This is a genomic window from Gimesia sp. (assembly GCF_048260065.1).
GTDB lineage: Bacteria > Planctomycetota > Planctomycetia > Planctomycetales > Planctomycetaceae > Gimesia.
In genome coordinates this window covers 246280-257922 of record NZ_JBLXHC010000003.1, presented here as the reverse complement: position 1 = coordinate 257922, position 11643 = coordinate 246280, and the positions used below count along the sequence as shown (strand labels likewise).

At 52.6% G+C, this 11643-nt stretch carries 7 protein-coding genes; 2 read left to right on the top strand and 5 right to left on the bottom strand.

What is annotated here, in order from left to right; all coding sequences use genetic code 11:
• Nucleotides 1–5: 5 nt before the first annotated feature.
• Together ACN0YN_RS07155 and ACN0YN_RS07150 are read right to left on the bottom strand one after the other, a co-directional pair.
• Nucleotides 6–1058 carry a sugar phosphate isomerase/epimerase family protein gene (locus ACN0YN_RS07155; protein WP_417384317.1) on the bottom strand — a complete coding sequence of 351 codons (1053 nt, stop codon included), beginning with the start codon at nucleotides 1056–1058 and terminating at the stop codon, nucleotides 6–8.
• An 87-nt stretch (nucleotides 1059–1145) separates the two neighbouring features.
• Nucleotides 1146–2369: a hypothetical protein gene (locus ACN0YN_RS07150; protein ID WP_417384316.1), complete on the bottom strand. Its 1224-nt coding sequence runs from the start codon at nucleotides 2367–2369 to the stop codon at nucleotides 1146–1148.
• A gap of 525 nt (nucleotides 2370–2894) precedes the next feature.
• On the opposite strand from ACN0YN_RS07150, the gene argC reads away from it, so the two are divergent.
• Together argC and argJ are read left to right on the top strand one after the other, a co-directional pair.
• Nucleotides 2895–3908, top strand: a complete 1014-nt coding sequence (gene argC, locus ACN0YN_RS07145; protein ID WP_417384315.1) for an N-acetyl-gamma-glutamyl-phosphate reductase — start codon at nucleotides 2895–2897, stop codon at nucleotides 3906–3908.
• A 27-nt stretch (nucleotides 3909–3935) separates the two neighbouring features.
• Entirely contained in the window at nucleotides 3936–5135 is a 1200-nt protein-coding gene (gene argJ, locus ACN0YN_RS07140; protein WP_417384314.1) for a bifunctional glutamate N-acetyltransferase/amino-acid acetyltransferase ArgJ, read from the top strand.
• A gap of 130 nt (nucleotides 5136–5265) precedes the next feature.
• Here the strand turns inward: argJ and ACN0YN_RS07135 are convergent, their stop codons facing one another.
• The 3 genes from ACN0YN_RS07135 to ACN0YN_RS07125 form a co-directional block, all read right to left on the bottom strand.
• Complete coding sequence (locus ACN0YN_RS07135) at nucleotides 5266–5703, bottom strand: hypothetical protein (RefSeq protein WP_417384313.1); 438 nt, start codon at nucleotides 5701–5703, stop codon at nucleotides 5266–5268.
• A gap of 181 nt (nucleotides 5704–5884) precedes the next feature.
• A complete protein-coding gene (locus ACN0YN_RS07130) occupies nucleotides 5885–6337 on the bottom strand; it encodes a hypothetical protein (protein WP_417384312.1) in 453 nt (150 codons plus the stop codon).
• Nucleotides 6338–6420: 83 nt separating this feature from the next.
• The gene (locus ACN0YN_RS07125) at nucleotides 6421–11133 is read right to left on the bottom strand and encodes a PQQ-binding-like beta-propeller repeat protein (RefSeq protein WP_417384311.1); all 4713 of its coding nucleotides are present in this window, start codon (nucleotides 11131–11133) and stop codon (nucleotides 6421–6423) included.
• Between the last annotated feature and the right edge of the window lie 510 nt (nucleotides 11134–11643).

The following is an 11643-nucleotide window of genomic DNA, read 5'->3' as shown; positions in this document are numbered from 1 at the left end:
CAGGATCAGGACCAGCCATGGGCTTTGCGGACATTGATCATGGCTTCCAGAATGTCATTCCAGGTCTGTGGGCTCATCATGGTCTCGTTGGAGAACATGCAACCGTCCCAGCAGATGTGCTCGAATTTCTTTGTTGGATTGCCGTTTTCGTCGCGGAGCCAGTAGCCGGCCCGTTTGACGATGTCCAGTTTTCCGTTGGGGTCTTTCGGCAGACAGTGGCGGCCGGTCTTGTCGTGAGAACCGGTGCCATGCACGGTGCCGTCATTCTGGGCGACGTGGAAATCGATCGTCCAGGGACGCAGGGCATCAGTCAGAGTTTTGTAAGCCGCATCAAACGTGGCTTCATCACTCCAGTCGAAGTCTTCGGGGAGCAGACGGTCCTCAGGGGCGTTATAACCCATCAGGTAAAGCAGGGTGTGTGACATGTCTGCCTGGAAACCGAGTGTGTCGGGACGATCGACCATTTCCAGGAGTTGCACCATACGTTTCCAGCTGTGCATACCACCCCAGCAGATTTCGCCTTCGGCAGCCAGGCGTTCGCCATGATCGGCGGCAATGTCGGCTGCCTGTTTGAAGGTCTCGGCGATTTTGGCCTGGTTGCCTTCCGGATCGCCAACCCAGTCACTGACGCCGGCTGCAGAGTCCAGACGCACGACGCCGTAAGGACGGACGCCCAGTTCACGCAGTTTTTTAGCAATGGTGCAACCTTTGAGCACCTGTTCGAGAAACTGTCCGCGTTCTTCTTCGCTGCCCATGGCAGAGCCACCTCCGGTGGGAGGCCAGACAGGAGCGACGACAGAGCCAATCACCAGATTGCGGCTCTGGACTTTTTCGGCCAGTTGTTTCAGGTCGTCATCGGTGGAGTCGATGCTGACGTGGGGATCGAACAGGAACAGGTCGGTTCCGTCGAACTTGATGCCGTCGACTTCTGCGGCTGCAGTCAGGTCGAGCATCGTATCCAGGTCGATGGGCGGTTCAGAATCAGGGCCTTTACCGACCACTCCCGGCCAGGCTGCATTATGAAGTTTGGGTAAGGTGTTAGCTGCGTTATCACTCATGAGATGGTCCTTCATGTTAGCAGGATTTGAGAGATCAAAAAGAAAACTGCCCGAGGGTTCGGGCAGTTCCTGTGTGATAGATCGGTTTTATTTACGGTAATCACCGATGTTGGGTGCACTCGGGCAGGCATCGGGTCCAAAGTAGCGGAGTGAAACCAGAGGCTCACTGCCGGTGTTTTCAATCGTGACACCCGCTCGGGCGGTTTTTTCGGTCACAAAGACTTCGTCTTCAGTGATTTCGCCGAAGCGGATCATGGCAGGTGTCTGCAGTCGCAGATTACCAATAGTACCTTCACCCTGAACCGTGATCCAGCTGTAAGCGCCGGTGTCCTTGATGGTGACTCTGGTACCTGGATCGACGGTCAGCTCTTTGGCTGTGAAGAGCTGTTCGCCATTGACCTTACCGTACACGATCCAGCGATCGACATAACCGTCGGCTGCGGTATCGCCGATGGCGATTGGCTCGAGGTAGTTATTTTCTTTGAAGTTCGGGTCGACGTTGGCTTCCCAGTCGAGGGCATCGACGAGGTAAGCGTTGTCGTCGCGTTTGTCTTCCGGGAAGTCTTTGGTCAGCAGCGAGCGGTGAACCGCACGGCCTTCGACCATTGACTGGTACATGCCGAACACGTCGCTGCCCCACTGTGGTTCGTAAGTCACGAGACTTCCGGGAGCGTGCAGCACGCAGGGTGGAATCAGCCAGCCGGTTCCCGGCTTGAGACGATAGGCTTTGGACAGGTCAAGAATGCCGTTATCGCCGTCATTCCAGCGGTCCAGACAGTCAATCACATCCTGTTTGGTGGTACCGGGTTCCAGTCCCATGAAGGTGTACGGGAAATTGTTTCCGATGGCGTTCATCTGGGGGGGGAAGTAGTACGATTCGGGTTTTCCTTCCTGACCCACTTTGGCAGCCTGTTCGGTGTTCTGGTGCATGTGGTGAGGAATCGGGCCCATGTTATCGAAGAACTTGGAATAGACGGGCCAGCGATTGTATTTGCCCCAGATGGCATCGCCGATGATTTCAGCTCCGAGTTCGCTGATGGCGTCCCGCAGCGTGAATTTTTCACCGCCGAACACACAGTAGCTTAAACCTTCATCGTCGGGAGCACCTTCGTTGGTAGTGACGGTCGTGGAGGCAAACCAGCGTTCATCAATCCCGCCCCGGTGGGTGCCTAATGCATAGTAATCATTGGGATGCAGTTTCAGGCGACGGCCAGGCTGCAGAAATGACCGGGGAACCCAGGTTGGAGACAAACGAAAAATTCCACCACCTTCAGTCAGCGCATCGGCGGCTAATTTAGCTACGTTAGACATTCTTTTCTCTTATTTATTCCGTGTTGAAATGTCACATGTCCACCTGGAACCCCGATGACGACCTCACCAAAAGCATCATCCTGTTAAGGGTTCTGGAACACAGGCAAATTGAACGGCTGTCGAAAAAACGACTTGAATCAATGATTTTATTGTGATGTTTCAACCCGTTTTTGAAAAGGAAACCGAATTGTTTTTGACCTTAATTTGAAAGAATCACAGTCAAACTCGGTGTGAGTGTTGACTTTGTTGATTCTAAACAATCATTATAAAATCGGGATGAGGATACGTTCTGAATGCGTCAATCAGTTCAACACGTTGATTGGATTTCATTTTCCGTTATCTGATGCTTGATCAGTGTTTACAGAACAGAATCTGGATAAAGCGGGCGATCCTTTCTGATCAGTTCCTTGTCGTCATCGTAATCAGGCTTAGAATGTACGTTTTGAAACTTTTTTTGCAGAAGCCAGTCAGATGCAGGCTCTGTGGCGGAATTAAGTCGTACCAGAAAACTCGGATCAGGAAATAATGACAAAAGTTGCCATCATGGGAGCCACCGGTTATGCGGCTCTGGAACTCATCAAAATTCTATTGCGAAATCCAGAGGTGGAGATTGTCGCTCTGACGTCACGCTCTGAAGAATCGCCGCATATCAGTGAAATTCATCCCTGCCTGACCGGTCGCCTGGACCTGTGTTGCGAAGCATTGACGGCTGCCGAGATTGCCGAACGTTCCGATTTCGTATTCTGCGCGCTCCCGCATGTGGCCAGTATGGAAGTCATTCCCGATCTGCTGGCGGAAGGCTGTCGGGTGGTGGACCTGAGTGCCGACTACCGGCTGAGTGACCCTGCCGTCTATGAAAAATGGTATCATCACGTGCATATCGACCCGACGCGACTGGGAAGTACCGTGTATGGTCTCCCCGAATTGTGGGCGGAAAAGATTCCGGATGCCGACCTGATTGCCAACCCCGGCTGTTATACGAGCACCGCGATTCTGGGGCTGGCACCGCTGATGGCTGCTGGCCTGATTGAACCGACGGGAATCATCATTGACGCCAAGAGCGGCGTGAGCGGAGCAGGCCGAAATCCCAAGCTGGGAACCCTCTATCCGGAGTGTAATGAAAGTATCACCGCCTACGGCGTCGGGACACATCGACATACCCCCGAAATCGAAGAAGTATTGACCACCGTAGGCGGAAAAGATGTGAAGGTGACTTTCACACCACACCTGACGCCGATGAACCGGGGGATCCTGGCAACCATGTATCCCCGTCTGACGAAAGCGGCCAGCCGCGAAGAACTGCTGGACGTGTATCGGTCTTATTATGCAGGGAAGCCGTTCATTCGCATCGTGGAAGGAATTCCGGCGACGAAGAATGTCTCGGGGACCAATTACTGTGATATTTCGGTGCAATTTGCCGGCGATCAATTGATTGTGTTCTCAGCCACCGATAATTTGATCAAGGGGGCAGCCGGTGTTGCCGTCCAGAATTTCAATCTGATGGCTGGTTACCCGGAAACAACGGGCCTGATCGTCTGAAACAATTATTATCGCGAGGAGAAGCAGTTGACTGCTGACATGATTTTGCCCCGGGGATTTCGTTCTGCCGGTCTGGCCTGTGGTATTAAAGAAAAGAAATCGACTTTTGATTTGGCGCTGTTTGTCTCTGATGTGCCTTGTGCCGGAGCAGGCGTATTTACGAAAAATCAGGTGTGTGGCGCCCCGGTAAAAGTCTCGCGCGAACGGGTGCCCGGCGCTGCTCTGCGGGCAGTTGTGATCAACTCGGGCAATGCGAATGCCTGTACCGGAGAGCAGGGGATTGAAGATGCGAAATGGATGACCGGGCTGGTGGCCGCGGGGCTGGATGTTGCCGCGGAAGATGTGCTGGTCTGTTCGACGGGGATCATCGGGCGATTTCTGCCTCGCACACCGCTTGAAGCCGGAATACCCGCAGCGATTGAACAACTGGGGGCAGACGCAGAATCGTTTCTGAATGCAGCCCGGGGAATGATGACGACCGATACGGTTCCCAAGCAGGCAACACGTGTTGTGAGTGCCGGTGGCCAGGAGATCCGCGTGAGTGGCGTTGCAAAAGGTGCCGCGATGATTGCCCCTAACATGGCGACCATGTTATCGGTGATCATGACGGATGCCCCTCTGGATGCGAGTCAAGCCGATCAGATGTTAAGGCACGCCGTCGATCGCAGTTTCAACTGTGTTTCTGTGGAAGGTCATACCAGCACCAGTGACACGGTGATTCTGCTCGCCAACGGTGCCTCTGGAGCAGATGCATTATCGGAAGCAGAGTTGACTCAGTTACAGACCGCGCTGGATGAAGTGGCGATGGAACTGGGACAGGCCATCATCCGGGATGCGGAAGGGGCCGACCACTTTGTGACGATTGAAGTATCCGGGGCAGCAGAGCGTGCAGATGCGATGGAGATTGCCCGCACGATTGCCAACGATGCGCTGGTGAAAACCGCGATTGCCGGCTCAGATCCGAACTGGGGGCGGATTGTTTCTGCTACCGGGCGGACCAGTGTCAAACTGACAGAGCGGGACATCGTGCTGCACATTAACGGCGCGCTGATTTATGAGGACGGCAGGCCTGCTGACTATAACGAGCAGGATGTCTCGGACGGGATCCGGCAGAATCGCGATGTATTGATCCAGGTTCGACTGCCATTTGGTGAGGAGCAGGTTGTATTCTGGACCAGCGATCTGACGCAGGAATATGTACGGCTGAATTCGGAATATACAACGTAATCGAACCGGCGATATCGGTACAAAAAAAGAGCGGGAGTTTTCATGAAAACTCCCGCTCCCGTTTTACCCTCAGCATGCTGGCCCGCGAATGGATGCTGAGGAAAAACTGATTCAGTCTACTGGAAAGAGATTACTTTTCAGTGACTTTGAATCCTTTTTCGAAGGCTTTGTCGTTGAAGATCAGTTTGATCTGTTCATCGCCTTCTGCTTTAGAAGCTTTTCCTTTGCAGCCACCGCAACAGAATTTGACTTCTGTACCGGCAACGGTCACAGCCTGTGCAGGATTAACTGGTTTGCCGGCGAAGGGGCAGCTGACCTGCTTGGCCTGTCCGGTTGCTACCAGCTGCAGGTTGGCTTTTGCAGCAAACTTCTTAGGGTTGGCTTCGAAAGCTTTTTTGCAGTTTCCACAGCAGAGGCTGACGGTACCACCTTTGTAAGCAACAGTCTGAGCAGGGTTGGCAGGTTTGCCAGCAACGGGGCAGACTGCTTTACCTTCTTCAGCAGCAAAGCTCTGACCAACAAATGCAACGACTGCCGCTAAAGCAGCGATTGTGAATACTTGACGCATGGGTTTCTCCTTGAGAATTAAAAAACAGTGTCATTGTTACAAAATTGTACAGTACATAGACGAAAGCAGGATCCGTTCCGGTTTTCCGCTGCAGGAATCAGATTCGACAGCGGACAGCGCAAGAGTCAGGCCAGTGTGTCGACTGCTTGAGAACGGCGCTGGTCAATCTGGTTATGTAGAACTAGATCAACCAGAGGCAGAAGTGCGCGCAAAACTCCCCTGAGGAGTAAGAGATTTCAGGGGGACGCCGCTCAAAATTGCGTGAAGCGGCAGGGCGAACAGAGTGAGTGAGCTGAGAAGTCAGGTCGATCGATTCAAACTGACTGCGTAACTGCTGCTCTAACTCGACGGTTTTTAGTGAAGTGGTTGCCGCTGTCTGTGAGAACGTCTGGTGACAGTGGCAATCCGGTTTCTGGCATTGCGTCTGCTTTTGTTTCGCTGGAGACTGCTTTTCCGTTACGTCCTTAGTCCGACAGCAACAGGATTTCGTCTGCTCTTGTTCCTCGGAGGCCGATTTACTGCAGCAGCAGCTTTTTGCCTGGCTGGACTGTTCCTGACTGCACTCGCAACCCGAAACGGGGGCGGCTGGTATCACCAGGCAGGTCATCAGAATCAGAACAAGGAAACGGTACATAAATACTTTCTTCAGTTGGGAAGAAACAGCAGTGCGAAACTCCCTCATTGTATTTTTATGAGTTTTGTTTCGCAAGTAGAAATTTAATTCTTTTCCGTCGTCTGCTTTTCAGCAGGTGCCTGAGGGGCAGCCTGCTTCTGGTCTCGGATTGCCAGTTCATCGGCATCGTACAGGCGAATTCTTGCATTATAAGTCAGAATTTCTATCATTTTCTGCCCATAATCGACACTCAGATCTCTGATATTGGAGTCGATGGGGGCATTCCAGGTGACCAGGCTGTCACCGGTCTGCTTGTCGATTGCCTGCAGATGGATAATGCTGGTCGACCGATTTCCCATGCGTTTGTAATCTCGCGACACCAGCAGGATCACAGGCAGCAGATTCTGCTGGTCGAGCACCAGGTGCTGTTTATCGATTTTCTGGTTCCAGAGACGTTTTCCGGTCTGGCGATTAAAGGTGTATAGCATCCCGTTGATGGGAATTGAGGGAATATTAACTGAAATAGAGTTATGTGAAGGTGTATGGGCGGCAAAATAGATCTGTTCCTGATCGGCAACCAGGTAAAAATTCTGATGATCTTTGAGCTCAACCCGCGGGATGCCTTCCAGTTCTGAGCGTTTCCCCGTTCGAAGGTCAATGATTGACAACTGTCCTTTGGGGCTCAGAACCGACAGGAAGTGGTGACTGAACAGTCCAAACTGGGAATCCCGGGGGAAATCCAGCTTCCAGTGATATTCTTTTGACTGGGGGTGAAAACTGAAAACAGTACTGACGCCGGCTGTCAGGCCAGGCAGTTTTGTCTCTTCAGCGGCTGAGATTGCGACGAATGCTGATTCACCCTGATAGATGGCGTTTTCCAGGTATTGTCCGGTTTCGCCGATGTCGATCAGCTGGCCATCGCTGACACGCAGAATCTTTCTGGTGACTCGATCCCGGGTGACCAGGTAGATCATGCGATCGTCACCCAGCACGCGGGTTTCTTTATCGACGTTCTCATGGGTCCAGCGAACTTTTCCGGTGCGGGTATCAATCAGGATGATCTGCCGACGACTGTAATAGCAGGTGTAGTCAGAATTCGCAGCGGCAATCATTCCGACTTTGCGAATGGCGATGGAAGGATGGTGTCGATGCACGAGCGTTGATTCATTTCCCAGTTGTGCCGGAGTCAGGCGATAGTAGCTTGAGTAATAGCGATTGGCCTGTTCCTTCTCCAGTTTCTGGCTCCAGATCAGTTTTTGATCGACGAGGTCAAAGAAATGCAGCATATCGCGATGTTGCAAAATCAGATTATGCCCGACGACATCACTCTCGTTAAACCCGGATGAGCGGGATTGCATGGTTGATCGCAAGGGGGTAGACCACTTCAACACATTGCCTGCGGGCTGTTCCATCGACAGACGATTTTCTTTGGGATCAACTGACAGGATCAGCGATCGATAGAAAGGCAGGCTGGAATCACTGGTATCCAGTGTATTTTCCCGCACGGAATAACCTCGCGCGGAACCGCCTACAATGAGTTTCAGGTTCCGGGGACGCCAGTATTCCGACAGGGTTTTCTGATTGGCTGTCTGCAGCTTTTGATGGTACTGTTCCTGAAATTGTGCCACAGTCAGATTTTCTGCCACGGGTAGACTGGAATCGTATTGTGAAAGTTGTTGCAGATAATAAATGGCGTCATCTGTCAGGTCAAATTTGACGCAGAGCTGCACGAGTCCAGCCAGCGCTTCCGCTTGATACTGCGGCGATTTCAGCTTCATCAATCGGGTCAGCCAGAGTTCCGCTTCGAAGAACCGTTCCGACTGCATTGCGGTTTTGATTTGATATTGCAGAACAGGAATTGCGGCTTCAAGGAAACCGAACTGCTGCAGAAAGCGTTCTCTGGTTTCGCTGTCTGCCATGATGGTCGACCGGGCAAGTTCGCTGATCCGTTGATTGAACTGATCCCGTTCCGCGGGAGTGACCTGTTTCCAGAGATCTCCGGCCTGCCCGGCGATCCAGCAGTCAATCTGCGTTTCTGTTCCCCCGGTTTTAATGATCGAGTCAGCAGGGGCGGTGGTAAGTTCAAGCAGATAATCGAGAGCCGTGGAAGATTCCTTGCGTGCCAGTGAGCGTTCCACAAGCAGCCTTTGCAGCTCGATGCGTTCTTTTTCTGAGGCGACCTGTTGTTTCAGTCGTTGAACCAGATCATCATGCTGCTGGAAGTTCGAGCGGATCATCGAAGTCAGGCAGTCGATCATCAGTGACTGATACTGAGGTCGGTGTTTTGCAGGGAGCTGCGCGGGGTCGATCTGTTGCAGTCTTGTCAGAGCCTGCGAATAGCGGTGGCTCATCATTAACAGTTCTGACTCTTTAAAGAGGACCATGGGGGCAGTGGCGTTCTGCTGTTTCAGCTTTTCAATTTCTGCTTCAAAGGTCTGTTTCTGTTCGAAACTGGCCAGTCCCGCTGCACTGAGTGACAAGAACTGCCCCTGGTAGATGATCAGATTACCGAGTGGCTGTCCGGGGTTGGGATTGAAAAGTTTATTCAGAACGATGCCTGATTTCACATCGAAGGTCCAGATCTGTCCGCTCTGGAGTGGAACGTGCAGACGCTGATCGGCGATGACCGCCTGGCCTGAAGGGAGGCCGGCTTCTGAATCAAAGTTTTTATTCCAGACTGTTTTTCCATTGGTCATGGAGACCGCATGCACGCCGTTCAAACCAACCAGAAGAATCAGATCATCGACGACTCCTGCCAGGTAGAGCGAGCTCTCTTTGGCGCGGCGGGTCCAGCAGGGGGAACCGGTGATCAGATCGAGGCAGACCAGTGTTTCATCATCCTGGGGAGTGTAGACTACTTTATTCCCGCTGATAATGGGGGCAGAAGGGCACCAGCGCTGATTCAGGGGTTCCCGGCTCGTCTGGCTGATGTGATTGAACCGCTGATTATTGTCATTTTTGCTGGCTGGTTCGTATCGGGTTGACCAGAGGATGGAATGATTCAGGCGATCGATGGCGGTTAAGAGGCCAATCGTCGTCGGGCAGATGATGACACCGTGGTCAATCGCGACGGGAGCAATCCACCAGCGACGGACCATGTCGAGTTCGATATCCTGATCGGGGTTGCCAATCTGTTGTGACCAGCGTTCTGCACCGGTCTCCGGATCGAGGGCGTAAACGCGAATTTCCCGGTCCCGTTCCCCGATGATATAGATTTCATTTTCAGCCGGTGTGGGCGCACCGAAGAAAAAGGTTCCCGCCAGAGGCAGGTCGAATGGTTCTTCAAAACGGGTTCCCCCGACTTTCCATTTGGGTTGACCGGTTTTCAGATCGTAAGCGACCAGTTGATTGCTGGACCAGAAGTCCGTTTCAAAGCCGTTTCGCTGTCTCAGGCGGTTAAAATTCCTTGCAGAACGGGAACTGCCGAGATTCAGACGCATGCTCTCCAGAACAAACAGGTGCCTCCCGTCGCTGCTCTGACTGCCCCAGTTGGCATTGCGAAAGAGCAGGCTGGTTAAAGCGTGCGAGTCGGGATCGGTCCCATTATAAGGAGAAAATGACTGTTGTTCCGGTTCGGCATCAAACAGACCTCGGGCCTGTGGCGTCTTGCTGCCCTTGAGCTGGGCATTGATGTAAGCCGTTTCCGGTGAGTTTTCCAGGGCGGCTTCCCAGAGAGGCGCTCCTGTGCGGGAGTCGAGCACCTGTACTCCCTTGAGAGTGCGGAAGATGATTTTTCCATCAATTGCCAGGGGTGGCAGAGCGGGAATGGTGGCATGTTGCGCGCTGGTGAGATCTTCCTGGATCAGTTGCAGTTGCGTCTGAATGGAATGATTCGATGTGAGCGGATAAGACCAGCGGGGAATCAGTAACGGGTCAGCGGCTTGAGCCCGGGCAGCATGATTCGGGCTGCCAAACAGCATCGGCCACTCCGTCAGCATCAGGTTGGCGGTCGTCTGCAGAATTTCCTGTTTCTGCAGCCACTTCAGCGGGCTTTCTTCGGCGCCACCGATTTTGATGGATTCATCGAGGCCAGCGGACTCTTTGTCAGGCTGTAACAGTTCGGTGACAAGTTCTTCGTTTCCGGTCTGTTTAAAGATGTAGGCTGCTTTGGTTCTCCACTGCCGCGAGCGGGTAATCGGGGCATTCTGCTTCAACAGGCGTTGCAGGTATTGTGCAGCCAGGCCAAATTCCCCTCGTTCGAGATGATACGAAGTCAGGAAGTTCATGGCAGAAAAACCGGCGGGAGTGCTGGCGAACCGGGTCGCGATCTCGGCATACGTTTCCGGAGTGGCATTATTCTGCAGGGCATCTGTCAGCAGTTTTCCCGCTAATGCCTCATACTGGCGCGTGAATTTTTCCTGCTCTTCCTCCGGAAGTAACGGCAGGAGCTCGTAAATCAGTTCACGGTCCGTGATCAGTGATCGCTCGCCATCGATGTGAACCGGCAGGTTCAAGCTGTTTTCCAGCATTAGCTGCAGTTTTTCACGTGCTGCTTCCCACTCTTCGCCGTCAATTAACTGCTGCACGCTTTTGAAACGCCGTTCCTGTTCCAGATCCTGGGGAAAACGGTAGTAGTCGGGACTTTTCGATTGGGAGGGTTTGTTGGCCTGTTGTGCCGCTTTAGGCTTTCCGAACCAGCCCTGAATGATTTTCTTCAGCGGGTTAAGCGCGTTCTGTGCCGGGGCTGCCTTCTGGGCATTGGGTTGGAAGGGGTCCTGTTTTTCCTCTTCATCGGCGGACAGTCTGGCGACGGGAAGCAGGAGCAGGCAGGTTATAATGATAAGAACGTTCGTTCGGTTTATTCTGGTTACATTCATTCACACAGCCTTATGGTTGTCTGGCAGTGATTAAGATTGCCAGAACATTTGAGACATCCTGATTCTATTCTACAGCCTGAATTGCCAGAGCCAATACGTAAACTGGCGGAATCCGGTTCTGGCGGACTCTTTACAATTGTTCCTGCCAGATGAGGGGAGCTGGTTGAATTTGCGAGTGGTTTTACGTACACTTTTTGGGTCAGGGAGAAAGTCGGCCTGAACAGGACAGAGAGAATCGATTTGTGGAAATCAAAAAAAACGGTGTGTCTTGCAACTTTCAAGCAAGATAGAGGGGGGAATCGGTTGCAGATTTGTGCGCGGGAAGTTATTTTTGCACGCTTCAACTATAGCAAACTGGTGAAGTACCAGCCGCTCAGGCGGGTGGAATCGCTGGGATTGCCCTTGGATCATATGTGCTTTTCAGACGGAACTGCCTTCCCTGTCTGGCTTTAGCATGTGCCCAAATCGATAGATGCAACTCCGGGACGTTGGGTTGCAATGACAGAAATG

Coding starts and splice junctions, on each gene's coding strand:
- ACN0YN_RS07135 (WP_417384313.1), bottom strand. CDS start 5,703: ATGCGTCAAGTATTCACAATCGCTGCTTTAGCGGCAGTCGTTGCATTT.
- ACN0YN_RS07125 (WP_417384311.1), bottom strand. CDS start 11,133: ATGAATGTAACCAGAATAAACCGAACGAACGTTCTTATCATTATAACC.
- ACN0YN_RS07150 (WP_417384316.1), bottom strand. CDS start 2,369: ATGTCTAACGTAGCTAAATTAGCCGCCGATGCGCTGACTGAAGGTGGT.
- ACN0YN_RS07155 (WP_417384317.1), bottom strand. CDS start 1,058: ATGAGTGATAACGCAGCTAACACCTTACCCAAACTTCATAATGCAGCC.
- argC (WP_417384315.1), top strand. CDS start 2,895: ATGACAAAAGTTGCCATCATGGGAGCCACCGGTTATGCGGCTCTGGAA.
- ACN0YN_RS07130 (WP_417384312.1), bottom strand. CDS start 6,337: ATGTACCGTTTCCTTGTTCTGATTCTGATGACCTGCCTGGTGATACCA.